Genomic DNA, 25,576 nt, shown 5'->3' with positions numbered 1-25,576 from the left:
AATAGATTAATGGAAATTGGTGAAATTCACAGCTAAAATTTCGGTACAAATGATTAGCGAAATTCGTGAATTGCTTCGCCTGTTCGCTATCGCTCGGGTTGTGGCTAAAAAAAATTACGATTTTATATCGTTCCAAAAATCAAAATAATTGAACCATTGTAATGGATAACGATCTAAGATGCTTTCTACGCTTTTTACATATTCTTTCAAAAGCGCTTTTTCGTCTCGGTGTTTGACTTCGGCTTCTCTTGCGTATAAATGATAATGAAGGTTTGGTTCTTTCATTACGTAAACAAAAACTACTGGAACTTTTAATCTTGAAGCAATTAAAAACGGACCCGCAGGAAAATTGGCTTCTTTGCCTAAAAGATTTTCAGAAAGCGATTTTGTTCCTTCAAAATAACGATCGCCTGTAAAGCAGATTAATTCGTTATTGGCCAAAGCGGCATTGATCTCAAAAATATGAGAGAGATCCTCTTTGATGATAATAAATTTTACGGTTGGTTTTTGAGAAACACTTTCTAGATAATTCTTAATAGCAGAATGTTCTAAATCTGTTGTAACAAGATTGATTTGGAAATTAAGATCAATATCTCCTAGAAAATGTTCTGCAATTTCAAAATTACCAACATGTGCACTAATAAGAACACCGCCTTTTTTCTCGGCAAGTAATTTTTTCAGTGTTTCTATTCCGTCAAATTCGTAAGTGAATCTGTTTCTCATTCCAGCAGAAATGGAAACTTTATCAATAATGGTTTGTCCAAAAGTATAATAGCTTTTGAAAACCATTTTTTTGGATTTGAAATAGGAGTATTGCAACCTTTCTTTAAAGTAATAGAAAATAGCTTTGTTGCTTTTTCTAAGAAACAAAAAATAATAAGAAGCTACGAAATAAAGTAAGGCATAAGCAGCTTTGACACCCGCTTTTTGAATTAAAAAAACGAATATTTTATAACCTAAAACAGTTCCTTTGGATTTACCATCCCATTGACTCATTTAAGCTGATTTGGCTTTGATTTTAGTTTCGATTAAGTCATAAAAACTTTGAAAATCAGAAATTCCAACAAAATCTGCTTCAACTAGTTTTACACCAAAGTTTGCCTCTATTGAAACGACCAAATCAACATAATCCAGACTGTCTAACCCAAGTGTATCTTTTAAATTAGCATTTGGTTCAATGTCGTCATTATCAACTTCAAATTCATCAACTAAAAAACCATTAATTTTTGCTATAATCTCTTCTTTATTCATTGTTCAATTTAAACTTTTTAACCACCAACGCAGAGTTGGTTCCTCCGAAACCGAAAGAATTGGACAAAAATATGTCAAATTTTTTGTTTAACGTAGTTTTAACTAAATTTAATTTTGACGCATCTTCATCTGGGTTTTCCAAATTGATGTTTGGCGCGATAAAATCGTGCTGCATCATGAGGATAGAATAAATGATTTCGCTGGCTCCCGCCATCCAGCATTCGTGGCCAGTCATTGATTTTGTAGAACTTACCGGAGGATTTTTTTCTCCAAAAACTTCAAAAATGGCTTTGGCTTCATTGGCATCTCCAACTGGCGTTGAGGTCGCATGAGCATTTATATATTCAATATCTGAAGCTTCTAATTTGGCATCGTCAAGTGCACGCTTCATTGCTGTTGCTGGTCCTTCAACGTTTGGAGTTGAGATATGTCCGCCATTTGATGAAAATCCGTAACCGCCAATTTCAGCAATAATATTGGCGCCGCGAGCAATAGCAGATTCGTAACTTTCTAAAATCAAAGTTGCGCCACCGCCACTCGGAATTAATCCGTCGCGACCAGTATCAAAAGGTCTTGAAGCTTTTGTTGGATCGCCTTCTCGGTTAGAAAAAACACCTAATCCATCAAAACTGCTCATCGCATATTTGTTAATTTCCTGAGCTCCGCCAGTTATAACAATATCTTGAAAACCGCTTTTTATTAAAAAATAAGCCAAACCAATAGAGTGAGAACCGCTCGCACAAGCCGCACTAACAGTAAGATTGATACCGCGAAGTTTAAAAATCGTAGAAAGATTCATTGTTACGGTAGAATTCATCGATTTAAAAATAGCGCCAGAGCCGATAAGTGCGGTGTCTTTTTTCTCGCGTACAATATCTGTCGCGTCAATGATTGCTTTAGAAACAGAGTCGTTTCCGTACATGATACCTACTTCGCGCTCGTCGAAAAAGGCATCATCAATATTGGCATTTTTAAGAGCTTCTATAGTAGCCATATAAGCATATTCAGTTTCTTCACCGATGCTCATACGTTGTCTGCGCGTCAATAAATTTTTAAGATCGGCTTTCGGAACCATCCCTGTTAAGGCCGACTGGAAACCAAATTCTTTACGTTCAGAATCAAACTGAATACCAGATTTTCCTTCATATAACGAATTTTTTACTTCGTCTAAAGAAGTTCCGATACAAGAATAAATTCCCATTCCAGTAATTACAACTCGTCTATTCATCGTCTTTCAAAAGTAATTTTTTATCCTTAAAGTGTAATTTTTTTAATCTTGCCGCAAAGGCACTAAGTTTTTTTAAGTCTTTTGCTAAAACTTTGCGACTTAGCTCCCGATAGCCATCGGGATTGCGAGCAATTTTCTATGTTTAAAAATCTTTAAATAATCTCGCAAACATAGTATTCTTTAAGAATATATTCCGCCGTTAATATTGATAATTTCTCCTGTAATATAGCTTGCTTTTTTAGAAATCAAAAAGCTTACCAAATCTGCTACTTCTTCTGCTTCGCCAAAACGGTTTACCGGAATTAGCTTTAATAATTCTTTTTCGTCCAATTCGCTCGTCATGTCAGTTCTGATAAAACCTGGAGCGACAGCATTTACAGTAATGTTTCGTTTTGCAACTTCTTGGGCTAGAGCTTTAGTCGCTGCTACAATGGCACCTTTTGCTGCCGAATAATTGGTTTGTCCTGCAGTACCTTTTACTCCAGAAACCGAAACCATATTTACGATTCGGCCGTATTTGTTGCGTAACATTTTTTGAATAAAAAATTGTGTAACATTAAAGAAACCGTTTACGCTTGTATTCATAACGCCGTTCCAGTCTTCTGGTGTCATCCACATAAAAAGACCATCTTTTGTAATTCCGGCATTGTTTACAATTGCTTCAACCAATTTCTCAGGATTTGCTTCCTGCCAAGCAGTTAAAACATTTTGTACGTTTTCAAAATTAGAAACATCAAAACCTAAGATTTCTCCTGTTGCGCCTAATTTTTGTACTTCTTGTAATGTTTCTTCGGCAGCTGTTTTATTCGAATGATAATTAATCAGAATATGATAATCGGATTCTACGGCCAGTTTTTTACAAATCGCACTTCCAATTCCTCTCGAACCGCCTGTTACTAATACACACTTCATTGATGTAGGGTTTATTTTTATTCGCCATAAATGAAACCGCCTTATAAAATGCGATTTCATTTATGCAAAGTTCTAATTTATTTGGAGATAAATATTATTTCTTTTTTTTCGGGGCTGGTTTTGCAGCTGGTTTTTTTGCTACTGGCTTAGTTTCCTCTTTTGGTTTTTCGGCAGGAGCTGCAGCTGGCTGAGGTTTTTCTGCACTTTTAGAAAATAGTTCAGCATTTTCAAACCATTGGTTGGCCAAAACTGTTCCGTCAGGTTTTAGAAATCCCCATTTTCCTTCGTTTTTTACTCTGGCAACACCACCAATAAATCCTTTGTCTTGCTCTGTAAACATCGCAATAATGGCATTTGTGGTGATACCGTATTGAGTTGGAATTACTAGTTTTCCAGATTCGTTGATGAATCCCCAGTTGCTTTCTTTTACAGGAGCAAGTCCGTTTGTGCTGAAAACTTCTGCATCGCTGTAAGTTGGTTCAATCACAAACTTTCCTTCTGGATTAATGAATCCCCATTTCTTTCCAACTAAAACTGGAGCAAGGTTTTTTGAGAAAGCTTTCCCTTTATCATAAATAGGAAGAATGGCCCAATTTCCTTTTAAATCGATGTATCCAATTTTTCCGTTTTTCTTAGCAAAGGTCAAATCTTGAGTTTCAAAATCCCAGATTTTTTCAGCTCCGTCAACTGGAATAAATTTTCCGCTGCTTACCAAACCGAAAGTTTTGTCTTTTCTTGCCCAAGTTGTTCCTTTAAAATAATTTCCAACTTCAGCATAAACAGGTTCAACCAATTCTTTTCCGTTGGTATCAATAATTCCCCAGTTTTTGTTCAGTTCCACTCTCGCGTAACCATTTTCAAAAGGTTTGATCTGATCGTATTTTGGTTCCAAAACAACAGTCATTTTGTTGTTGATTAAACCCACTTTATTGTTTTGTCTGAAGAAGGCAACACCGTCATTAAAATCAAATATTTTGTCAGTAGTTGGTCCTTTTTGGACTTCTCCCTTTGTATTAATATAAACCCAGTCTTTGTCTTTTTGTACAACTGCAATTCCGCTGTTAAAATCTTTAGCATCTTTAAAATCGGCTGGAATTACCCAACTTCCTTTTGCATCGATAAATCCCCATTTTCCGCCATTTTCTACAGCGGCTAATCCTTCAGAAAAACTTCTGGCAGATTTATATTGAGGTTCGATTTTAAAAGATCCGTCTTTAGACAGATATCCAATTTTAGAATTTTTCTTAACTAATGCTAATTCTTGACTATTAACAAATTGAATGCAACTTAGCAATAAAAAAACAAGTGACTTTTTCATGATTTTAAGATTCAATATTAATACTGTGAAATAAAGATTTTTAACTGTTGATCAAATAATCTTTTACTTTTTGAACAAAAGGATACATTACCTGGTCTTCCTTAAATTCTGGAATTATATTTCTGATATCGTCGTACCATTTTTTAGTCGTAGACGAAATTTGATCTTTTTGTTTTAAATAATCAATTGCCTGAACAATTGTGATTAATTCGATAGCTAAAACTTCAAATGAGTTTTCAATTACTTTAGATGTAATAACCGCCGCATTGGTTCCCATACTTACAATGTCTTGGTTGTCATTGTTGTTTGGAATACTATGCACGTACATTGGGTTAGACAACATCTGGTTTTCGGCAGTTGTTGAAGTTGCTACGAATTGAACGCCCTGCATTCCGAAATTAAATCCTAATGTTCCTAGATTTACAAATGGAGGAAGAATTTCGTTGATTTTTGAATTCAATAAATAATTTAATTGACGTTCTGCCAGCATTGTTAATTTCGTAATAACGATTTTCAGTTTATCCATTTCAAGCGAAATATAATCTCCGTGGAAATTTCCGCCGTGGTAAACGTGTTTGTTTTTTACGTCGATGATTGGGTTGTCGTTTGCCGAGTTAAATTCGTCTTCTAGAATAGAAGCGACATTATTTATAGTTTCTAAAACTGGCCCCAGAATTTGAGGAACACAACGTAATGAATAATATTCCTGAACTTTTTCTTTGAAGATTTCTTCTGTGTTTTCGCCAGAATATAAATGGTCTTCTCTTTTACGGATCAAAGTACTGTCAGAAAGATTTTGTCTCATTCTTTCAGCAACTTCTTGCTGTCCTTTATGACGTTTGGTTTGGTTTAATTCTTCAGAGAAATGATCATCATAAGCTTGAACCAATTCGTTAATGGCGCAAGAAGCTTTTAACGACCAGTCTAATAATTTTTTTGCATAATGAACATTTACCACTCCAATTCCTGTCATTACAGAAGTTCCGTTGATTAATGCCAAACCTTCTCTAATTTCTACCTGAATTGGTTTTAAACCTTCAATTTCGAAAACTTCTGCAGTTGCACGTCTCTCGCCTTTATAAAAAACTTCGCCTTCGCCAATTAATACCAAAGCTAAATGTGATAATTGTACTAAGTCGCCGCTGGCACCCACACCGCCGTGTTCGAAAATTAAAGGCGTAATATCTCGATTGATTAATTCAGCCATTAAATGAATAACAGAAGAATGAACTCCCGAATTTCCTAAAGAAAGTGTATTTAATCTTGCAAGAATAGCGGCTTTTGCACACTCAGCGTTTAAAGGTTTTCCAGTTCCAGAAGAGTGGCTTCTGATTAAATTGTACTGTAATTGAATTTGATCTGACTCCTTAATTCTGTATTGAGCCATTGGACCAAATCCTGTATTTACGCCGTATATTACTTTATTTCCTGAGAATTCTTTTAAGAAATTAAAACTTTCGTTTACTCGATTTTGAACCACATCGCTTATGGCAACTTTGTTTTTTCCAAAGATTATGGCTTCAAATTCTGCTAAACTTAGATATTCATTTATTGTATTCATCAAATCGATTTTGGTTGCGCTAATTTAATTTTATTTATCAAAATAAATGTAGTTATTTTGATGATGGCAAATGTAGGTTAATTAATGATAATAATTCTAATATGACAAAGGAGTTTGTTGATGTTTTAGTGATTGGTGCAGGACCATCTGGATGTGTTTCGGCATCGTATCTTTTTAAAAACAACGTAAAGGTAAAAGTTGTAGAAAAAACGAAGTTTCCGAGACTTGTAGTAGGCGAAAGCCTTATTCCGCGCGTTATGGATCATTTTGCTGAGGCAGAATTGTTTGACGCCCTTGACGCGATGAACTTCGAAAAGAAATTAGGAGCTCGTTTTATCAGAGGAGAAGAAATCTGCAATTTTGATTTCAGCGTAAAATTTGGCGAAGGATGGGACTGGACTTGGCAAGTTCCAAGAGCCGATTTTGACAATACAATGGCTCAAGAAGTCATAAGAAAAGGAATTGATTTAGAATTTGAAACCGAAGTTCTGGAAGTTTCTTTTGAAGGGAAAAATTCAAAAACTATTGTAAAAGATAAAGACGGAAACCTAAAAGAAATTCACGCTAAATTTATCATCGACTCAAGCGGATATGGACGCGTTTTGCCAAGGCTTTTAGATTTGGATACTCCGTCAAAACTAGATCCGCATTCTTCGATTTTTACGCATGTAAAAGATATTAATAGAGAAGAAGGAGTAGAGGGAACTCAAATTTCGTTTGACATTTTAGAAACTCAAGTTTGGCTTTGGGTAATTCCATTTTCTAACGGAAACACAAGTTTAGGTGTTGTTGGTCCGACAGATTTTATCAATTCTCTTTCTGAAAATAAAGATAATGCTGAGGCGTTGCGAAATGCCATTCAGAAATCGGATTATTATATTAAAAGATTTGCTGGAACAGAATTTTTGTTTGAGCCAGTTAAATTAGAAAACTACTCAAGAGCGGTAAAAAGAATGTATGGCGATGGTTTTGCTTTGACAGGAAACAGTTCAGAATTCTTAGATCCGGTTTTCTCTTCGGGAGTTGCTTTTGCAACAGAATCTGGAATGCTAGCAGCAAAATTATACTTAAAAGAATCGCATGGAATTCCTGTTGATTGGGAAGTGGAATTTACTCAATACATGAAACGCGGAATAGCCGTTTTCACGACTTATGTTCAAGAATGGTATACGGGAAATTTACAGACTTTATTTTTCCACCAACCTGAAAATCCAGAAGTAAAAGAAAAAATATGTGCGGTTTTAGCAGGTTATGTTTGGAACGAAGAAAATTCATTTGTCAAAAAACATGATCACGTAATTGCTAATATGGCGTATTTATTAAATATGCAAAAAGAACAAAGCCCTGAATGATTCAGGGTTTTTTTTATGTTTAAAATTAAACGAATGATAAGAAAAAATTTAAGAATTGAATTAGTCTTTTGTTTGTTAAAACAAATTAATAATAGATAATTTTTCTATTTTTTATTTCTGGTAAATTGCTGTCATGATAATAAGTAGTTGTTTTAATCAGACTTCCAACATTATCATATTGATATAATTCTTTACTGGAAATTTTATTTTCAATATAATTGTTATAGCTTTGTTTTTCAGTTAAATATCCTTTGTTGTATATATACTTTTCTCTACCTTGTTCATAAAATTTATTGTCTTCTAAAATGGATATTATAACTTCTTTTAAAAAACCATTTGAATCAAATAAGGATTTAATTTTTCGATCTCCAAATTTTCTAATTTCTTCTGATTTTTTGCCAGCGGAATTATACTTATATTCCGTTTCTATTGTTCCTGAATTATTATACTCTATTTGTTTAACTAGTCTTTTATGATAATCATACTCTTTCTTAACTTTTACCTGTTCCAATTCTTCCTCTGTTAATTTAATCCATGGGTCGGTACTTTTTATCTTTCCATTTTTGTCATATTGTGCAGTTTCAATGGGATTTCCATTTCTGTCAAATGTTGTTATTGAGAAATAATAAAAATTTTCAGTAACTATTTTTTCTTGAATTTCTTTTACATTGCCTTTAATTTTAAATATTTCCTGAATGTTTTTTACATCATCAGGTTTCATTTCTTTCGAAGTACAACTATTTAATAAAATGAATAGAATAAATAACTTGATTACATTTTTCATTAAATAAGGTTTTAAATAATTAATCCTGAATTATCTGTAAATTCGCTATAAAAAGATAATTTAGGAGTATCTTGAAAATTATTAACAGATAGTTTTATTGTTTTTCCAGAATTATTCCATTGTATTTCTTGTCCAAAATCATTTTTAAAATTGGTTTTAAATTTTCCTAATGTTTTTGAAATAAGCTCAATGTTTTTTGAAAAAAAATCGATTCCTTCGATCTGAATAGTGTAACCTACAATTTTGGAGTTTTTGTAAAATACAAAAGCTTGTTTTGCTTTATATTGTTCCATTACAAAATTATCCTCATCAAATTGATAATATCCAAACTGATTGTTCCCTTCTTTGCTCAGATAATTTGTTGTTGATAAGAAAGAATAGGGTTGACCTACTATGTTATTTAAATTTATTGCGTCTTTATTTGAGCAACTTATAAGAGTTGGAGCAAAGTACAAACTTATTGCTCCGAGACCTGTATTTATAATAAATTTTCGTCTATCCATTTTGTTTTATTAAATGATACTTAATCCTTTTTCTAAACTTCGGGCATGTAGTTTAACTTCTAATTCGATATTTCTTTCTCCCTCTATATTCTCGCGCTTAAATTGAAGTGCTGCACTCCCATCAGTACGAATAAGTGAGACTAATTTACCATATCCAAAAATCTCAAGTTTTAATTCATCAGGATTTAAAGGTAAAACCTCTAAGTTTTTATTGAATAAACTTATAATACTGTCTCTTATTTCTTGTTTTCTAATTGAATTAAAGTAAAATGCTTTAGTCTGTAAATCTTCTTTTTCTTTTGATAATTCTAAAAATTTACTTGCATTATGTTCTTTTAAAATGGCATGTATTTGAGAATAAAACTCTATGACTTTATTTTTTAAAATCGTTTTGTTGATTTTATTTAAGTCAATAGAATTTTGCCATCCATCTAAAACAAATGGTAATTCGACTTCAATTTCTGTGGTAATTTCGAAGTAGGGTAAACCTTTTAAAGGGCTTGTTATTTTATTGTTTTTGTCAAATGAGGGGTCTGGTGTACTTAATTGAGGGAAAAAGTTTTGTTTTGTTTCTTTCCAGTTATCAATATCGGATACATTAAAACTGATTTCCATTCCATCATTTTCTGTTAAAGTTTTTTGCCCAAACCTAGGGAATATTTTTCCAACAACGTTGTATTTTCCGCTTTGTAAAACCACATGATTTATAGGAACAGAGCCATCTAATATTCCGTCTTTAGTGTCTTTACCTAGAAAGCTAAATACAGGAACGTCATTAATCAAAACTATTCCTGAACAATTTAGGTTAGGATATAATTCGTAGAAAGGATTATTTATTGTACTTCCTATTGACATTTTTTTACTTTAAATATTCATAAAAAGGAATGTTATCTTTTTGTTCTGGTAAAGGCGCAGGATAGAGTACTCGATCTTTACATGCTTTCTTAGTCATTGGTCTGTAGTTAACACTAAAATTTTCGCTATCCATAATAATATTTACAATGTATAAGACTTTATCTTTATCCCATATAATATCTCTGGGATAAGTGAAATCCTCCTCTACAATTCCTTCTGGTTTATAAAGTTTTGTTTCTTTTGGAAAAAACTTTTGTAATTTTAAATAAATCTCTCGATCAGATTTATTATTTATGGTCGCTGTATCAAAATTAATTTTTGAAGGATTTCCAAGTTTTTGTAATATTTTTTCTAAAAAAATGAATGCATTATCTTTTGTAAAACGTGCGTTGACTTCAGCGATTTCGTCTTTGTAAACAACTATTTTTACATCCCATGTTGAATCAGTAGGAATTCCTGAATAATTGAATTGATTTTTTATTTTATTAATTTCATTGTAGTTGGTTATTATTTCTCCATTATCTACGGTGATAAGGGTATTTTTTCCATCTGTAGTTTTCCATTCATAATGGCCTTTAAGAGTATTGCGTTCAAGATTTTTATTGCTTTCTAAATCATATTGATCAGCTTTGTTTCCTAATTCAACTGTTGATAAATCCAGTGTGTTATTACAGCTATATAATATAATAAGTGCTAAAAAAAGAATTGTTTTTTTCATAATGTGATTTTAAATAATGCTTAATCCTTTTTCAGCATTTCGGACGTGTAATTTAATTTCTAATTCTATGTTGCTCTGTTCTTTAGGATTTGGACTTTTAAATTGAAGAGGTTGAGAGCCGTCTAGTTTCATTAATCTCACTAGTTTTCCATATCCTAAAAACTCTAATTTTAGTTCTTTTTCATTTAAAGGCTCCAATTCAAGGTTTTGATTAAATAATGCTGTAAGCCCTTCTTTAAAACTTTGTCTTCTTTCTTCATTAAAGTAAAAAGCTTGTTCCTGTAATTTCTGTTTTTCTCTTGATAATTCTAAAAACTTACCAGCATTATGCTCTTTAAGCACAGCATGAATTTGTCTGTAGTATTCCAGAACTTTTTCTTTTAAAACATTTTTGTCCAATTTAGATAAATCGACAGAATTTTGCCATCCATCTAAAACAAAAGGTAATTCAACTTCTATTTCTGTAGCTATTTCAAAGTAAGGATAATTAATGTTTTCACTTAAGCCACTCCATGGAGATTCTATTTTAGGATGGAATTTGTATATAGAGGATTTCCATATTTTTGGATCTGCATCAGCGCAATAAAAATCTATAAGCATTGCCTCTTCTTCTGTCAATGTTTTTTGCCCTTTTCTTGGAAACATTTTGCCAACGACTCTGCATTGGCCACTTTGTAATAGAACATGATTTATATCTAATGCACCAAGATAACCTCCATCTTCTGTTTGATTTCCATACCAGTCTATAACTGGAATGTCGTTTACCAAAATTGTACCTGCACAATATATATGAGGGTCAATGGTATATAAAGGTCTTTCTAATTTATTCAAGAATTTTCATTTTTTTAACTATCTTATTATTTCAAAATTTGAAGAATTCACTTTTCTATGAACAAACAAAGGCAAATTAAATTCTTCGTTTGTTATTTTATTTACATAATGTAGAATAGGATTTTTATCGCTTCTTATCAAATTAAAAATTCGATTTTCTCCATAGATTTCTATTTCTGACAATTTTGGAAAATCTTCCAAAAGGAAATTCTCCTTGTTAAGATTATCAAACATATTTTTCAATTCTGTTAAATTGTCTTCATTTCTCATATACATGGCAACATCAATTTCATCTAACCTAGTTTTTAATAATTTATAAAAAGCTATTGAATTTTGAGTTTTGGCTAATTCATAAATTTCTTCATAAAAAGAAATCAATTCGTTTTTTATTTTGTCGACATCGTCTAAAAAAATTGAATTTTTCCAACCAGAAACTTTGTATGGAATATCAGCAATAAAATTGGCATCTATTTCTATTAATGGTAATTTAGGATTAGATAAGTTTGGAGTTTCAAAATTGAAAACTTCAAGCAAATTTTCATAGTTATTGGTGTAGTCATCGTATGCATGTACTTTTATTTTTAAAAAAGCATCATCTTTTAATATAGTTTCTCCTTTCAGCGGAAGTATTTTTAACTTTATTTTTTGTTCGCCACTTTCTAATATAAAATGATTAATCGGATAATGTGAAGAAATTATACCACCTCCACTATGGCTAAAAACAGGGATATCATTAATGTAAATTTTGAAATTACAAATAGATGAGTTAAAATCTACTAAGTAGTATGGGTTTATAAAATTTTTCATTTAGTTTTTTCATAAGTATTTTTAATACCATCCAGCTCAATTATTAATTTTTCATTTTCAAAATAATAACTTACGGGATAGTCTTTGGTATCAATTCCTCTTAAATAAATTTCATTTGCTTCGGCATGATATAGTTGCTGATAAGATGATTCAAATGTTTTTTCGTGTTCTTTATATATGAATTTTCCATCCTTGGTAAACTCTAAAATTATTGTCCCGATTTTTTTGCCTGTTGTCTCATCTTTTAGATCACATTGCCAATTTCCGATAATTTTTTTTTCATTATCAATGCTTCGGGAACATGATATAGTCAAAATGGACATCATTATAATTATAGTTTTTTTCATTTTAGATATTTACTTAAGTACGGATCTTTTTCTGGATTATGAAAACCAATAATAATTCTGTCTTTAAAAGCTTTTTTTGAAATGATTTTAATATCATTCCCAACCAAATTATTTAAAGGTTCTAAAGTCAATTGATATATAACATCGTTCTTATTCCAAATAATGCGTTGAGAGTACTTAATAATATTATTTCCTATATTATTTTGTTGCTTTTTTGTAAATTGAGGAAGGGTTTTAAATAATATTTTAGAAGCTCCTAATTCTAGAGTTTCTTCAAGCCTTTCATTATAAATCACTTCAGTAGGTTGTCCTAATGTTTTCATTAAGGAGTTAATTAGTTCTGGAGTTTCTTTTGAAATTATATTAGCCGAAATGTATCCTATTTTATTATTGTAATTAACTATTTTTGCGCCTAATATAGGATCAATATTTAATCCTTTAAAATTAATTTGAGAGGTGCTTTCATCCATAAAAATATAATTTAAGACCCGTTCTCCGTTATCTTTTAGATCCAGTGAGACCCCGTCTTTGTCTTCTTTAATTTCATAATGCCCTTTTTGATTTTCTTTCCGATATATTTTTAATTTCTCTAAAGGATAGCTATTTGCAGGCTTATCGAAATCTATTGTAGATAAATCTAAAGTTTGTCCTTTACAACTCATAATTATTAGTGATAATAAAAGATAGATAGTGATTTTTTTCATTTTATATGTCTAAGTAATATTTGTTAAATTTGATTTCATCTTTCTCAATTATAATCCATTGTGGTGATTCATATTGTAAAGTTTTTTTGTATACCCCAAATTTAATACTTCCAGCAGCAACAAAAGTTCCGACAATACCAGCGAATTCAGCTATTGGAGATGAATATATTCCATTTTTATCTGCGCCAAATTTTATTCCACCTGTTACAGATGTTGAAAGGTTAGCTTTTATTATTCCTTCAAATTCTGCAACTGCAATTTTCCCTTTTGCCCAAGCTTTTAATTCTACTACAGCCTTGATTTCTCCTGTCGCTTTAATTTCCCCGGTCGTTTCTTTTGGATAGGAAATGTTTATAGTTGTTTTTCCAGATACATTTATTCCTCCAGAAAAAATTATTAAAAAATGTATACCAGCATTTCTTTCAAATTTTTCTAACAGCCAATTGATGAGATAACCAGCACCTGGACAAACTCCATTTCCGGCACTTTCAATGAATATTTTAAAAAGATTAATTGTGAATTCTGCTTCAACCAACGGTTTGGATTCTACTCCTATTTCAACAATTTCACCAACAGTATTATCAGTTTTTTGTAGATACCATTGAGCAGAAACCGCAATAACAGGAGCTTTAATTTCAAAAGTTGTTTTTCCTTTAGAAAGAGGTGAGTTTGCAATAGATTCAGTCATACTTTTAATTTTATTAAAAATTGAAAGTGTTTTTCTAATTTTATCAGCAAATTCTTTTCCTATTTCAGCAGTGTGAGCTTTGTCATCCCACTGTGCCTGCAAAGATAATTCGAAAGATTGGTTCATCTCACCGTAATTTTTAGAAAGAGCTCTGTCAAACTCGGATCTAATGACCTTGTTTTTTCCTTCTTTTATATCGTGAGGATGAAGTTTGTTACCATAAGTGTAAGCGAAAGCTTCTTTGTGATTCCACTTAAATTCCAAAGTCCACTTGATATCAGGATAAACCATTACCTGAATTGTAGAATTTGTATCATTAGAAAAATAACGGCAAGAGTGTACATCAATATTATATTCATTGGCAAAAACTTTCGGCCAAATGTATTTTAAAGGAAAAAGATTGAATTGGCTTAAATTGGACTTTATAGGAAAGTCTAATTTATTGGTAACCTGATCGATTGCTTTGTTGTATTCAGGAGAGCTAACTTTAATGTTCTTTGTGTGTTTTCCTTTTTCTCTAAAACAGGCTTTGTTTTGATATTCGGTAATATCAATTGTAATATTTTTATCAAAACTTGGCGCAATAGTTTCATAAACTATCGTTTGGGCGTCATGTCCATAATAATCAAACGAAATATCTACACGTCGGTTTTCTTTGTATTCTTTTTCATCTCTGTATTTTAAATTGTCACGGCCTTGTTTGTCGTCTGTTGGGTTTACTTCGCCGTGACCAATAGAGGTGATGCGCTTTGCATCTAAACCGCCATCAACAAATAATTTTTTAACAGCATCACTTCGTTGCTGTGATAATTTTTGGTTATAATTTTCTTTGCCAATTACGCAGGCATGCCCATCAATTTTTATGCTTGAAAACTGGTGTTCCAGTAAAAATTGGAGTATGTTGTTAAGTACTGTTTTTGCATCTGCTGTAATGTCATATTTATCGAATTCAAAGAGAATTGACTTTCTGATGGGTTCTTTTTTAGGAACTTTATTCATTAGGTTTTTGCCATTGTCGAAGACTAAAGCTTTAACTTTTGTTGTTTTTCCATCTTCTTTTTTATCTTCAATAATAGTAATGGTTTCAAACTTGCAAGGTTCATATCTTGTGGCATTTTTGTCTGGCTCTCCTGTTTTTAAAGGAGATAAGTTTGTTGGTGGTTTTGCCGTTTGCGAAACAATTTTTTTATTGATTTTTAAAAAACTGGCATGTTTGGTCTCGTTTTGACCATTTGGAATATAATGCTTGATTGCAGGATCAAATACTTTTACATAAAACTCCTCTGTTTCTTTTATACCTTTTATAAGAGGAAACCAGGAAAAAGTATTTTTAATTTCGAGATTTATTTCGCCATCAATTACATCGACACTTGTGTATCTGAATAAAGCTGTTTTGCCATCGCCAGAATTTCTAAAAACGTCAACACTTAAATTTAAATTACCATTGAGCCCTTCAGTTTTTAGATTTAAATAAACCGTTTCGCCATAGCTAAATACGTGTTCTTTTCGAACATCCTTTCCATCGTTTGTAGTGCACCATTTGCTGCTTACTATTTTTGCCGGGCAAGAGCCGCTAATCAATAAACCAGTTTGGTTAATCACGTCTCTTTTGCCCGAAAGACTAGCTTCAAGATAATATTCAAACGGACCACATAAGGCTTTTGGAAGCTTTATGCCATATCGATTATTGGAAGGCAAAGTTTTTTGCAAAACAATGGTTTTTACTTTGCGATCTTGAAAGATCCAAGTTACGTTCTTTTTTTTATCCGTTTCAGAAGTTCCATCATACCATTGATCAACTTCAAAAAACACATGCTGATCTGGCGCAATAACTACTTTTTTATTCGGAATTGATGAATCTTTTTTTACAATTCCCTGCCCTGTCCATTTTATTTTTTTAACACCTTTTGCCATTATAAAAACATTTTTTAATCAATTATGCATCGCTTATTCCCTCATGCTTCGCTTCCTTTGTGTACATATCTCTAACATCTACCATTGGGTTTATTAGATTGTGTACCATTGGTTCGGTATTTTTAAAATTCTGCTCGCCAGGTTCTGCGGTTTGTCCGTGATCTGTAATTTCGATACAATCGGGCGCTCCCATTGGGCAGGTTGCCTTGCTGTTTTCCAATAATATTTTGCCCTCATTGCTCAGGGTTACTTTTTCATAAAAACCACTCCATTTGGTGATTGTGGCTTGGCAAACCATAAAACTGTTTCCTACAGGTTGTTTCTTGCATTTGCCAAAGGTGTTTTTTTCTAAAGTCTGACCAATTTCTTTTGATGTGGCTATAAGTTTTTCTGAACCTTCTTTATCATTTCCAAAATGTTTGTTTTGTGATTTGACTTTAATTTTATCTGTTTTAGAAGGGTCTTCGCTAAACTTGCATTTGCAAGTAGCGCCTTGTACTACAAAATGTTGTTCGCTCATAATTTGATTTTTAAAATTGCCACCACTTCTTTTTAGGTTCGACTTCTTCAACAAATAATTGTGGTTGGGGTTTTGCGCTCATTTCTTTTTGATCGTCTTTATTGGATATGGTAATCGAAAATTTTTGAGGTGTTTCTAATGCTAAATCACAGCTTATAAAAACGACTTCAGGCATATGATTTTGCGGATTTAAAAAATATTTTGCTCTGTAATTGCCTATCGCTTTTTCCTCTGAATATTCTTTTACGGGCAGGCCTAATTCTTTTTCTAAATCAGTCTTTGTTCGATGGTCATTTAATTTTCCGTTAACATCAATTACTAAAAAGTTATCGATGTCTAAGTACCCATCCACTTTTTGCTCAACATTAAAATTAAGATTGTCGCTTTTAACCATGAATGGAAATTCCTGCTCTTTCCGAATGCTTAAAGAAGCAGGATATTCAACATGAATTTCGTTGAAAAATGCATTAAGAAACCAGTCTCTAGAAAGTGAGATATATAAAGAATCGTTGTCTTCTAAATTTCGGTCATAAATAGAAATGTATTTTTCGACCAGCTCGCCTTTGTAATATTTTCGGATCTGTTTTTTGGTTTCAATCCAACGTTCTTCAATTTGATTAAAGTTATTAATGTAAACCCATTTTCCAGATTCATCAACCACCACCAATAGAGGATATAAGGCTGCAGAAGCTTTTTCTGCAATTTCATCGGCCATTGTTGAGGTTCGTGTGTCATTTATATAAAGATGTCCAATTCGGTCTACTTCAAAAAAAGAATAACCATCTTCATTTTTGGCTCTCCATTTTACATTGACTTCTTGTTTTATATGATATACATTTTGTCCTTTTTCAATAGAGTAGAGAACAGCGTATGAATTATTGATATGAGAATTATCAAGAGAAAGTGTAAATGAACCCGAAGTGTTGATTTTTGTTCGGTTTTGTTCTTTTTCTTCATCAGAAAGTGGAGCTTTTTGAGGTTCTAAAATAATATATTCTAGATGATGAGGAAAATCTGCTTCAATTAAGTCTTTTATTGATAAGGCAAATCGATTATGATAGCTTCTGAGAAGGTAAGGTTCGACTCCCAAATCTTGAGCAACACTAAGTAAAGTATCTCCTTTTTTAATCTTGTAGGTTAAGTAATCTTCAAGTGAAGGTTCTGGAATATAATGCATTAGGCTGGTAGAATAGTTAGAACCAAATATATGTTTTTTCCTGCAAATAAATGAATTAATACAAAAAAGTATGAAAATTCGCAACATATTGATGCAGAGTGTTTTATGGGAAAAAACCTATTTATTTTTGGAGATCAATATATTTTGAAGACAAAAAAGAGGTCAAGAATAGTCTTTTCAATATCATTTTTTTAGACAAAAAAAAGACTGCCATAATTGACAGTCTTTTATAATTTATTTGAATATAAATTTTACAATCCAAAAATTTTATCCATTAAAATCCATTTTTGCCCTGGTTTTGCCCACGGTAAAGCTTGTTGGAATTTCCACATTAAAGTTTCCCATTCCTGAACTTTTTCGTTTGCAGCGTCGGCTTTGTCTTTCTTTTCGAAAGTAAAATCTGCATCAGCTTCGATAATCATAAACAATCGATTTCCTGTGCAATAAATATCTAGAACTTCAATTCCAGAATCTTGAATGCTTTTTTTGATTTCAGGCCAAACATTTTCATGCAGTTCTTTATATTCTGCAATTAAATTGGCGTCGTCTTTTAAGTCTAAAGCCAGATAGAATTTTTGTGTTGCCATAATCTAAAATTTATCCTTGGTAAGCTACAGCAGTTTGCTTGCTTGTACCTAAGCCCTCAATTCCTAATTCGATTACGTCACCTGCTTTAATGTAAATTGGATCTGGTTTAATTCCAAGACCAACTCCCGGAGGCGTTCCTGTACTAATTACGTCGCCAGGAAGAAGCGTCATAAACTGGCTTAAGTAATGTACTAAAAATGGGATTTTAAAAATTAAGTTTGATGTATTACTGTTTTGGAAAGTTTTTCCGTTTACCGTAAGCCACATTTTTAAATTGTTTACATCACCAACTTCGTCTGGAGTTGCCATAATTGGTCCAAGAGGAGCGAAAGTGTCAGAACCTTTTCCTTTTGCCCATTGTCCGCCGCGTTCGATTTGGAATGCTCTTTCGCTGTAGTCATTCAAAAGACAATATCCAGCAATATAATTTGGTGCATCTTCTTCAGAAACGTAGCTAGCTTTTTTGCCTACAACAAATGCTAATTCCACTTCCCAATCTGTTTTTTCGCTGTTTTTTGGGATAATCAAATTGTCATTTGGTCCGCATAAAGAAGTAGTTGATTTAAAGAAAATGATTGGTTCTTCTGGAATTGCAGCGCCCGTTTCTTCGCAGTGATCTACATAATTTAATCCGATGCAGATAATTTTTGAAGGGCGCGCAACTGGCGAACCTAAACGAACTGAATCGTTTACTTCTGGTAATGCTGGATTATTTTTTAAAGCTTCTTCTAATTTTGCCAAACCGTCATTTTCAAAAAAAGCTTCGTTGTAATCTGTTACAAGAGACGAAACATCGTATCTTTTTTCATTTAGTAAAACTCCTGGTTTTTCCTTTCCTTCTTCTCCGAATCTAATAAGTTTCATATTTTAATTTTTAGTTTTTTTGCCACGAATTACACAAATTTTCTCGAATTTTTATTTAGAAAATTAATTCGTGGAAATTTGTGTAATTCGTGGCTATAATCTTGTTTAAATATTTTAGTTATTTAATTTAATAAAACCACCATCAATTGGGTAATCTGAACCTGTGATGAAAGACGATTCGTCGCTGCATAAGAATAAAGCTAAAGTTGCGATTTCTTCTGGTTTTCCCATACGGCCGATTGGCTGTGATTGAGATAATTTTTCGAAGATTTCTTCTTCTTTTCCTGGATAATTTTTAGCGATAAATCCGTCTACGAAAGGCGTGTGAACTCTCGCAGGAGAAATAGAATTACATCTAATTTTGTCATGCAAATAATCTTTTGCAACTGATAAAGTCATGGCCATAACGGCACCTTTTGCAGTAGAATAAGCAAAACGATCCGGAATTCCAACCCAACAAGCAATAGAAGCTAAGTTTAAAATTACACCTCCGCCAGAACCTCTTAAAGCAGGAATAGAAGCATGAAGACAGTTGTAAACCCCTTTTACGTTTACATTCATAATACGGTCAAAATCAGATTCTGAAGTGGTGTCTACTTTTCCAACGTGAGCAATTCCAGCGTTGTTTACCAAAATATTGATATTTCCGATTTTCTCGAAAGTCGTTTTAACTTGTTCGTGATTTGAAACGTCGCAAGCGTGAGCAAAAACATTTCCTCCAGCTGATTTAATTTCTTCAACCGTTTCTTTTGCACTTTCTTCAGTTAATTCTAAAATATGAACTTCTGCACCTTGTTTAGCAAATAAAACCGAAATCGCTCTTCCAATTCCGCTTCCACCGCCAGTGATAATTGCTTTTTTATTTTGTAATGAAAACATTTGATATAAATTTTATGAGTTGTTTTTTAATAGTCTTTTACAAAGATACACCGCGTTTCCACGGAATAAAATCGTCTTGGTTTAATTGTACTGCTTTCGGAATAATTTCGCCGCTCGCCGCTTTGATGCAATATTCTAAAATTTCCTCGCCCATTTCTTCAATAGATTTTTCGCCACTGATAATTGGTCCGCAGTCAATATCGATAATATCTTTCATTCTCGTTGCCAAAACAGAGTTTGTTGCCACTTTAATTACAGGACAAACAGGATTTCCTGTCGGAGTTCCCAATCCAGTTGTAAACAAAATTAAAGTCGCTCCAGAAGCCGCTTTTCCAGTTGTTGCTTCTACATCATTTCCTGGTGTACAAACCAAACTTAAACCGGGTTTTGTAACCAATTCGGTATAATCTAAAACATCAACAACGGGAGAAGTTCCGCCCTTTTTTGCTGCTCCAGCACTTTTGATGGCGTCGGTAATTAAACCATCTTTGATATTTCCCGGTGAAGGATTCATATGGAAACCAGAACCTACTTTATGCGCTAGTTCGTCATAAGATTCCATTAAATCAATGAATTTTTTAGCGTTATCTTCTGTAATACATCTGTCAATTAAATTCTGCTCTGCACCGCATAATTCTGGGAATTCTGCCAAAAGAATTTTTCCGCCTAAAGCTACCACTAAATCAGAAGTATAACCTACAGCAGGATTTGCCGAAACACCGCTAAAACCATCACTTCCGCCGCATTTTACACCAATGCATAAATCGCTTAAAGGCGCCTCGGTTCTTTCGTATTTATTGATTTCAATTAAACCTTCAAACGTTTTTTTGATGGCATTGGTAATCAAAACTTCTTCGCTTTCAGTCTGCTGTTGTTCAAAGATAAACAATGGTTTATCAAAATCTGGATTTTGTCTTTTTACATCGTTTACAAAATCCTGAACTTGTAAATGCTGGCATCCTAAACTCAAAAGTGTAATTCCGCCCACGTTTGGATGATTCGCGTAAGAAGCCAATAAAGCGCTCAAAGTAGAAGCGTCTTGGCGAGTTCCACCGCAACCGCCTTGGTGATTTAAGAATTTGATTCCGTCTACATTTTCAAAAACACGTTTGTTTTTTGGAGTCGGATTTAATTCAATATTGATATCGTTAATATCATTTCCGTTCAAATAACCTTCCAGTAATTCGTGCGTAAATTGGTTGTATTTGTCTGTTACAGCATAACCCAATTGCTTGTGTAAGGCTTCTTTGATGACGTCCAGATTTCTGTTTTCACAAAAAACAGTTGGAATAAAAAGCCAATAATTTGCCGTTCCAACGCGTCCGTCTTTTCTTTTGTATCCTTTAAAAGTTCTGTTTTCGAATTTTGAAACATCTGGCGCATTCCATTCGTACGAAGCATTTCTGTAAGCGTACGGATCTGCAGCATGTTTAAGGTTCTCAGTCGTCATTAAACTTCCTTTTGCCAAATCGTTTTGTACTTTTCCAACCAAAACGCCGTACATATTTACTTCTTCTCCCTGCTTCATGTCCTGCATGTAGAATTTATGTTTGGCTTTGATGAGGTCTTGTAAAACGTAAGTTTCATTTTCAAAATGAATGGTTTCGCCTTTTTGAAGATCGGTTAAGGCAACCAATACATTATCGTCTGGATGCAGTTTTACAACCAGTTTTTTTGTGTTATTGTCAGACATTGTGTTGTTTGTTTTTTCTTTTTTTTTTGATGTCACTACTTTCGTTTTAAAACAATTTAATCCTTTGATTTTGTATAGAATTCGGGCAGTTAACGAAAAATAAAATTAGCCTTTTTACACATTGATTAATAGTCTAATATTATCCGTATCTAATCTTTAATTATCTTTGTGATATGAAATTGGAACAAACTAAAATAGCGTCTTATCTCAACACCAAAGTTTCGGTACTGAACCGTATTGAACCATTTTTTCAAGCGCCTTTTCATTCGCATCCCGAATTGGAGTTGGTTTATGTAAAAGAGAGTTACGGCAAGCGAATTATTGGAAATTCGGTAATGCCTTTTGCGCCTGGCGATATGGTTTTTTTAGGTTCTGATATTCCGCATGTTTGGCTTAATGACGAAAAATATTATCAGGGAATTGAAGATTTAAAAGCCAATTCGATTGTCGTATATTTTCATAAAGATATTTTTGGACCGACTTTTTATGAATTAAAAGAAACCCAAAAAATCAACGAACTCTTTTTTCAAGCTGGAAAAGGAATTTCGATTATCGGAAAAACCAATAAACAGATTGCTAAAAAACTGGAAAAATTAGTTTCTAAAAAAGACTTTGAAGTTATAGTAGGGCTTTTTGAGATTTTGTCGATTCTTTCCGAAAGTCAGGATACGATTTATATCAATGATGAGATTTATTCTTTAATGCAGAAAGATTCGAAAGTAGATCGTCTTTCGGAGGTTTTTCAATATGTAAATAAAAATTATAAAAAGAATATTTCCTTAGAAGAAATTGCCGCTGTCGCAAATATGACAAGAACTTCTTTCTGTAGAATGTTCAGGGTAAAGACGAAAAAGAATTTTGTAGATTATCTGCACGAAATCAGAATTTCGAATTCCTGCAAATTGTTGCTGGAAACTGATAAAAGCATGTCTGAGATTGCGTATGAATGCGGTTATAAAACAGCATCAAATTTTAATAAACTCTTCAAAAAAGTTAAGGGAATTACGCCGACTGATTTTAAGAATAATGCGAAGGTAAATTAGTTTTTGCCACAGATTTAAAGGATTAAAATGATTTACGTTTGTCACCCTGAGCGAAGTCGAAGGGCGTTCCAATTGGACGTGGGCTTCGACTTCGCTCAGCCTGACAAAACTGGATTTGAAAATCCTTTTAATCTGTGGCAAAAAAAAAATTAAATAGATCTATCTAAATGCGTATAACCACCATCAACATAAATTATCTGTCCAGTTGTATGGCTTGATTTTTCAGACAATAAGAAAACCACCATATTCGCGATTTCTTCAGCTGTTGTCATTCTGTTTTCTAACGGAATATTTTTGGTAATTGCAGCTAACTTTTCTTCTTTATTTTCAAAAGTATTGATCCACGTTTCGTAAAGCGGAGTGTAACATTCTGCTACGATTACTGCGTTTACACGAATGCTGTACTTTAATAATTCAACAGCCCATTCTCTAGTTAAAGCATTTCTTCCACCATTTGAAGCGGCGTAAGCAGAGGTTCCTCCTTGACCGGTTTCGGCAGTTTTAGAACCGATGTTTACAATGGCTCCTTTTGATTCTTTTAGATACGGAAGTGCGTGCTGTGCCATTAAATAATAGTGCACTAAATTTTTGTGAAGTGAAGCGGCGAAATCTTCATAATTTCCGTTTTCTAATCCAACGCCGTCATTAACTCCAGCATTGTTCACCAATCCGTCGATTCTTCCGAATTTTGCTATTACAGCTTCAACGGCTTTTTTGCAGTCTTCTGGTTTTGTCAAATCGGCAGCAACTTGATGCGCTTCTTTTCCAATGGCTTTTAATTCTTCTACGGCTTTGATGTTATCATTTTCGTTACGTCCAACGATAAACGGAATAGCATTTTCTTCGGCTAAAACCTTAACGATTCCTAAACCGATTCCTTTTGCACCTCCCGTAACGATAATGATTTTTTGGGTTAATGATAACTGCATGCTTTTATTTATTTTAATTTATTGTTAGTGTATTTTTTAAACACATAGAATCATAGCTCATCTTTGTCTAAAAAGGCATTTCATTTAATCTAAATTCACATAGACTATGTGTTCAAATCTAGATTTGCTTTTTACTCTTTTTTATAGGTTAAAAAAATCTATGTTTCTATGTGTTAAAATATTTTTTAAAAATTTACAGCTGTTGTTCATGATAAACAACAGCTGTAAAAATAGAGAGAAAAGAACTGATAATTTATTACCAGAACTTAACATAAAGCGCAACAATAATCAACATCGTAATCACGATTAAGACTGTTGTCTGTGGCTGTACTTTGAACATTCCAGGTTCTGTCTCGAATGCTTTTGGGTTTACTTTTGGACCAGCGAAACTTATCAAGATCATCGCAATCATTGTAAATAAGAATGATAATCCCATACAGATGTGGAAAGGAATTTCGAAAGCTCCTTTTCCGTTAGAGTAAGCTGTGTATAAAAGTGTGTCGTTTCCAAATAAAGCTGGAGCGTATTCGTTGAATAAAACAGATAATAAGAATCCTAAAATTACCCCAACGATTGCTGCTGTTCCAGTAGTTCTTTTCCAGAACATACCTAAGAAGAACATAGCAAAAACTCCAGGACTAATGAATCCAGTATATTTTTGGATATATGTAAATCCTCCAACACCACCAATTCCTAAGATGTCATTCCATGTAAATAAAACAGCTAAAAGCATGGCAACAAAAACGGCAATACGCCCAATGTTTACTTGTTGTTTTTCGCCAGCATCTTTTTGGATATATTTTTTATGAACATCAAGAGTATAGATTGTGGAAATACTGTTTACTTTTCCAGCTAAAGATGCTACGATTGCAGCAGTTAAAGCGGCAACTGAAAGTCCTTTTAATCCCGTTGGAAGGAATGTCAGTACAGCAGAATAAGCTCCGTCTTTTCCTCCAACTAATTGAGGCAAGTGTCCGTTTGTATATAAAACGTAAGCAGCAATACCAGGAAGCATTACGATAAGTGGCATTAATAATTTTAACATACCAGCAAACAAAATTCCTGTACGAGCTGTTTGTAAATCTGCTCCAAGTGCTCTTTGCGTAATGTATTGGTTACATCCCCAATAGTTTAAGTTGATGATCCAGATACCAGCAGCGTAAGATAACAATCCAGGGAAAGTTAAATATTTATCGATTTCTAACTGAGAAGAAGTTGCGGTTGGTTTTGGAATAATCATTTTGAAATGCTCAGGCGCTTCTTTCATCAAGACTTTGAAACCTGCAATTGCATTTTCGCCAACACCAAAATATTGACCAACAGTTGTCAAAGCGATATAAGAAGTTACTAAACCTCCAATGATTAATACGGCAACTTGAATAACGTCTGTATAAGCTACAACTTTCATTCCTCCAAGAGAAATAAATAAAGCAAAAACAGCCAATCCGATCATGATCACGTGAAGGTATTCTCCTCCAGCAAGACCATTAATAGCGACAGCTCCTAGATATAAAATTGAAGTAAGGTTTACGAAAACATATAAAAACAGCCAGAATACTGCCATGATAAGTGCAGTAGACTCGTTATAACGTGTTTTTAAGAATTGTGGCATAGTGTAAATCTTGTTTTTTAGATAAACAGGAATAAACCATACAGCAACAATGATAAGGGCAACGGCAGCAAGCCATTCGTAAGCAGCAACAGCGATTCCTAAGAAGAAACCTTCCCCGCTCATTCCGATAAATTGTTCGGCAGAGATGTTAGAAGCAATAAGAGAAGCTCCAATTGCCCACCAAGTTAAATTTCCTTCAGCCAAAAAGTAAGCTTTAGCATCATGTTCGTCCTGTTTACGTTTGCGGTAAACGGTGTAACCGTAGACAGAGACGACGATAAAGTAAATAATAAAAACCGCATAGTCTGCGAAAGCGAGGTTTTGGTTCATTGTTAGTAGTATTTTAAATAATTATTATAGGTTGTTTGTTTATGTGGTTTTAAAATCAGTTTTTATGTCGTTAAATCTTGTTAAAAATGCAAGATGTGTTTTATTTCTGTTATTTTTTTGCGAAAATAAAAGCAGAAGCCAAATGTAAAATAAAAATTTAGAAATTAG

25 protein-coding genes are annotated in these 25,576 nt (G+C 33.1%); 2 read left to right on the top strand and 23 right to left on the bottom strand.

Translation table 11 applies throughout. The features are described from left to right. Positions 1–114: 114 nt before the first annotated feature. From RB618_RS05020 to RB618_RS04995, 6 genes are all read right to left on the bottom strand, one after another. Positions 115–996 carry a lipid A biosynthesis acyltransferase gene (locus RB618_RS05020; RefSeq protein WP_308067755.1) on the bottom strand — a complete coding sequence of 294 codons (882 nt, stop codon included), beginning with the start codon at positions 994–996 and terminating at the stop codon, positions 115–117. Continuing rightward, positions 997–1,251, bottom strand: a complete 255-nt coding sequence (locus RB618_RS05015) for an acyl carrier protein (protein ID WP_008465907.1) — start codon at positions 1,249–1,251, stop codon at positions 997–999. It lies immediately after the preceding gene. Then, positions 1,244–2,479, bottom strand: a complete 1,236-nt coding sequence (locus RB618_RS05010) for a beta-ketoacyl-[acyl-carrier-protein] synthase family protein (RefSeq protein ID WP_308067754.1) — start codon at positions 2,477–2,479, stop codon at positions 1,244–1,246. Before RB618_RS05010 ends, RB618_RS05015 begins: the two co-directional genes overlap by 8 nt. A 180-nt stretch (positions 2,480–2,659) precedes the next feature. Then, the gene (gene fabG / locus RB618_RS05005) at positions 2,660–3,391 is read right to left on the bottom strand and encodes a 3-oxoacyl-ACP reductase FabG (RefSeq protein ID WP_201999149.1); all 732 of its coding nucleotides are present in this window, start codon (positions 3,389–3,391) and stop codon (positions 2,660–2,662) included. Between the two features lie 94 nt (positions 3,392–3,485). Continuing rightward, complete coding sequence (locus RB618_RS05000; protein ID WP_308067753.1) at positions 3,486–4,709, bottom strand: WG repeat-containing protein; 1,224 nt, start codon at positions 4,707–4,709, stop codon at positions 3,486–3,488. A gap of 40 nt (positions 4,710–4,749) precedes the next feature. Next, the gene (locus RB618_RS04995; RefSeq protein ID WP_308067752.1) at positions 4,750–6,270 is read right to left on the bottom strand and encodes an aromatic amino acid ammonia-lyase; all 1,521 of its coding nucleotides are present in this window, start codon (positions 6,268–6,270) and stop codon (positions 4,750–4,752) included. A 101-nt stretch (positions 6,271–6,371) separates the two neighbouring features. Here RB618_RS04995 and RB618_RS04990 point away from each other — a divergent pair, with 101 nt between their 5' ends. Continuing rightward, positions 6,372–7,622: a tryptophan 7-halogenase gene (locus RB618_RS04990; RefSeq protein ID WP_308067751.1), complete on the top strand. Its 1,251-nt coding sequence runs from the start codon at positions 6,372–6,374 to the stop codon at positions 7,620–7,622. Between the two features lie 85 nt (positions 7,623–7,707). Here RB618_RS04990 and RB618_RS04985 read toward each other — a convergent pair whose 3' ends face one another. The 15 genes from RB618_RS04985 to RB618_RS04915 all read right to left on the bottom strand — a co-directional run bounded on the left by RB618_RS04985 (position 7,708) and on the right by RB618_RS04915 (position 21,494). After that, positions 7,708–8,406 (bottom strand): hypothetical protein, encoded by a 699-nt coding sequence (locus tag RB618_RS04985; protein WP_308067750.1) that lies wholly within the window; start codon positions 8,404–8,406, stop codon positions 7,708–7,710. 11 nt (positions 8,407–8,417) lie between these two features. Continuing rightward, positions 8,418–8,909, bottom strand: a complete 492-nt coding sequence (locus tag RB618_RS04980) for a hypothetical protein (RefSeq protein ID WP_308067749.1) — start codon at positions 8,907–8,909, stop codon at positions 8,418–8,420. Positions 8,910–8,918: 9 nt separating this feature from the next. Further along, positions 8,919–9,764 (bottom strand): hypothetical protein, encoded by an 846-nt coding sequence (locus RB618_RS04975; RefSeq protein WP_308067748.1) that lies wholly within the window; start codon positions 9,762–9,764, stop codon positions 8,919–8,921. 4 nt (positions 9,765–9,768) lie between these two features. Next, entirely contained in the window at positions 9,769–10,482 is a 714-nt protein-coding gene (locus RB618_RS04970) for a hypothetical protein (protein WP_308067747.1), read from the bottom strand. 9 nt (positions 10,483–10,491) lie between these two features. Next, positions 10,492–11,313 carry a hypothetical protein gene (locus RB618_RS04965; RefSeq protein WP_308067746.1) on the bottom strand — a complete coding sequence of 274 codons (822 nt, stop codon included), beginning with the start codon at positions 11,311–11,313 and terminating at the stop codon, positions 10,492–10,494. An 18-nt stretch (positions 11,314–11,331) separates the two neighbouring features. Then, positions 11,332–12,120: a hypothetical protein gene (locus RB618_RS04960; protein WP_308067745.1), complete on the bottom strand. Its 789-nt coding sequence runs from the start codon at positions 12,118–12,120 to the stop codon at positions 11,332–11,334. Further along, positions 12,117–12,467: a hypothetical protein gene (locus RB618_RS04955; protein WP_308067744.1), complete on the bottom strand. Its 351-nt coding sequence runs from the start codon at positions 12,465–12,467 to the stop codon at positions 12,117–12,119. Before RB618_RS04955 ends, RB618_RS04960 begins: the two co-directional genes overlap by 4 nt. Beyond that, on the bottom strand, positions 12,464–13,171 hold the full coding sequence (locus RB618_RS04950; protein WP_308067743.1) for a hypothetical protein: 708 nt from the start codon (positions 13,169–13,171) through the stop codon (positions 12,464–12,466). Before RB618_RS04950 ends, RB618_RS04955 begins: the two co-directional genes overlap by 4 nt. A 1-nt stretch (position 13,172) precedes the next feature. Next, the gene (locus RB618_RS04945) at positions 13,173–15,773 is read right to left on the bottom strand and encodes an OmpA family protein (RefSeq protein ID WP_308067742.1); all 2,601 of its coding nucleotides are present in this window, start codon (positions 15,771–15,773) and stop codon (positions 13,173–13,175) included. 22 nt (positions 15,774–15,795) lie between these two features. Next, on the bottom strand, positions 15,796–16,293 hold the full coding sequence (locus RB618_RS04940; protein WP_308067741.1) for a DUF4280 domain-containing protein: 498 nt from the start codon (positions 16,291–16,293) through the stop codon (positions 15,796–15,798). Between the two features lie 10 nt (positions 16,294–16,303). Continuing rightward, positions 16,304–17,470, bottom strand: coding sequence for a hypothetical protein (locus RB618_RS04935; RefSeq protein ID WP_308067740.1), 1,167 nt, complete (start codon positions 17,468–17,470; stop codon positions 16,304–16,306). 251 nt (positions 17,471–17,721) lie between these two features. Then, entirely contained in the window at positions 17,722–18,057 is a 336-nt protein-coding gene (locus RB618_RS04930) for an L-rhamnose mutarotase (RefSeq protein WP_095930655.1), read from the bottom strand. 10 nt (positions 18,058–18,067) lie between these two features. Continuing rightward, positions 18,068–18,922 (bottom strand): fumarylacetoacetate hydrolase family protein, encoded by an 855-nt coding sequence (locus RB618_RS04925; RefSeq protein WP_308067739.1) that lies wholly within the window; start codon positions 18,920–18,922, stop codon positions 18,068–18,070. 114 nt (positions 18,923–19,036) lie between these two features. Beyond that, positions 19,037–19,801: an SDR family oxidoreductase gene (locus RB618_RS04920; RefSeq protein ID WP_308067738.1), complete on the bottom strand. Its 765-nt coding sequence runs from the start codon at positions 19,799–19,801 to the stop codon at positions 19,037–19,039. A gap of 37 nt (positions 19,802–19,838) precedes the next feature. Further along, positions 19,839–21,494: an altronate dehydratase family protein gene (locus RB618_RS04915; protein ID WP_308067737.1), complete on the bottom strand. Its 1,656-nt coding sequence runs from the start codon at positions 21,492–21,494 to the stop codon at positions 19,839–19,841. A 173-nt stretch (positions 21,495–21,667) separates the two neighbouring features. Here RB618_RS04915 and RB618_RS04910 point away from each other — a divergent pair, with 173 nt between their 5' ends. After that, complete coding sequence (locus RB618_RS04910; protein WP_308067735.1) at positions 21,668–22,537, top strand: AraC family transcriptional regulator; 870 nt, start codon at positions 21,668–21,670, stop codon at positions 22,535–22,537. Positions 22,538–22,686: 149 nt separating this feature from the next. On the opposite strand, the gene RB618_RS04905 is transcribed toward RB618_RS04910, so the two are convergent. Further along, entirely contained in the window at positions 22,687–23,466 is a 780-nt protein-coding gene (locus RB618_RS04905) for an SDR family oxidoreductase (RefSeq protein ID WP_057115557.1), read from the bottom strand. Between the two features lie 256 nt (positions 23,467–23,722). Next, a complete protein-coding gene (locus tag RB618_RS04900) occupies positions 23,723–25,408 on the bottom strand; it encodes a sodium/sugar symporter (RefSeq protein ID WP_308067734.1) in 1,686 nt (561 codons plus the stop codon). Between the last annotated feature and the right edge of the window lie 168 nt (positions 25,409–25,576).

The sequence above is a fragment of the Flavobacterium sp. LHD-85 genome, assembly GCF_030929595.1.
Lineage (GTDB): Bacteria > Bacteroidota > Bacteroidia > Flavobacteriales > Flavobacteriaceae > Flavobacterium.
This window is presented reverse-complemented; position numbering and strand designations above follow the sequence as displayed.

Bases quoted from the DNA above. Each gene is read 5' to 3' on its own strand.
- RB618_RS05020 (WP_308067755.1), bottom strand. From the start codon at position 996: ATGAGTCAATGGGATGGTAAATCCAAAGGAACTGTTTTAGGTTATAAA.
- RB618_RS04930 (WP_095930655.1), bottom strand. From the start codon at position 18,057: ATGGCAACACAAAAATTCTATCTGGCTTTAGACTTAAAAGACGACGCC.
- RB618_RS05000 (WP_308067753.1), bottom strand. From the start codon at position 4,709: ATGAAAAAGTCACTTGTTTTTTTATTGCTAAGTTGCATTCAATTTGTT.
- RB618_RS04980 (WP_308067749.1), bottom strand. From the start codon at position 8,909: ATGGATAGACGAAAATTTATTATAAATACAGGTCTCGGAGCAATAAGT.
- RB618_RS04995 (WP_308067752.1), bottom strand. From the start codon at position 6,270: ATGAATACAATAAATGAATATCTAAGTTTAGCAGAATTTGAAGCCATA.
- RB618_RS04940 (WP_308067741.1), bottom strand. From the start codon at position 16,293: ATGAGCGAACAACATTTTGTAGTACAAGGCGCTACTTGCAAATGCAAG.
- RB618_RS04970 (WP_308067747.1), bottom strand. From the start codon at position 10,482: ATGAAAAAAACAATTCTTTTTTTAGCACTTATTATATTATATAGCTGT.
- RB618_RS05010 (WP_308067754.1), bottom strand. From the start codon at position 2,479: ATGAATAGACGAGTTGTAATTACTGGAATGGGAATTTATTCTTGTATC.
- RB618_RS04925 (WP_308067739.1), bottom strand. From the start codon at position 18,922: ATGAAACTTATTAGATTCGGAGAAGAAGGAAAGGAAAAACCAGGAGTT.
- RB618_RS04990 (WP_308067751.1), top strand. From the start codon at position 6,372: ATGACAAAGGAGTTTGTTGATGTTTTAGTGATTGGTGCAGGACCATCT.
- RB618_RS05015 (WP_008465907.1), bottom strand. From the start codon at position 1,251: ATGAATAAAGAAGAGATTATAGCAAAAATTAATGGTTTTTTAGTTGAT.
- RB618_RS04920 (WP_308067738.1), bottom strand. From the start codon at position 19,801: ATGTTTTCATTACAAAATAAAAAAGCAATTATCACTGGCGGTGGAAGC.
- RB618_RS04950 (WP_308067743.1), bottom strand. From the start codon at position 13,171: ATGAAAAAAATCACTATCTATCTTTTATTATCACTAATAATTATGAGT.
- RB618_RS04955 (WP_308067744.1), bottom strand. From the start codon at position 12,467: ATGAAAAAAACTATAATTATAATGATGTCCATTTTGACTATATCATGT.
- RB618_RS04935 (WP_308067740.1), bottom strand. From the start codon at position 17,470: ATGCATTATATTCCAGAACCTTCACTTGAAGATTACTTAACCTACAAG.
- RB618_RS04985 (WP_308067750.1), bottom strand. From the start codon at position 8,406: ATGAAAAATGTAATCAAGTTATTTATTCTATTCATTTTATTAAATAGT.
- RB618_RS04960 (WP_308067745.1), bottom strand. From the start codon at position 12,120: ATGAAAAATTTTATAAACCCATACTACTTAGTAGATTTTAACTCATCT.
- RB618_RS04945 (WP_308067742.1), bottom strand. From the start codon at position 15,773: ATGGCAAAAGGTGTTAAAAAAATAAAATGGACAGGGCAGGGAATTGTA.
- fabG (WP_201999149.1), bottom strand. From the start codon at position 3,391: ATGAAGTGTGTATTAGTAACAGGCGGTTCGAGAGGAATTGGAAGTGCG.
- RB618_RS04910 (WP_308067735.1), top strand. From the start codon at position 21,668: ATGAAATTGGAACAAACTAAAATAGCGTCTTATCTCAACACCAAAGTT.
- RB618_RS04900 (WP_308067734.1), bottom strand. From the start codon at position 25,408: ATGAACCAAAACCTCGCTTTCGCAGACTATGCGGTTTTTATTATTTAC.
- RB618_RS04915 (WP_308067737.1), bottom strand. From the start codon at position 21,494: ATGTCTGACAATAACACAAAAAAACTGGTTGTAAAACTGCATCCAGAC.
- RB618_RS04975 (WP_308067748.1), bottom strand. From the start codon at position 9,764: ATGTCAATAGGAAGTACAATAAATAATCCTTTCTACGAATTATATCCT.
- RB618_RS04905 (WP_057115557.1), bottom strand. From the start codon at position 23,466: ATGCAGTTATCATTAACCCAAAAAATCATTATCGTTACGGGAGGTGCA.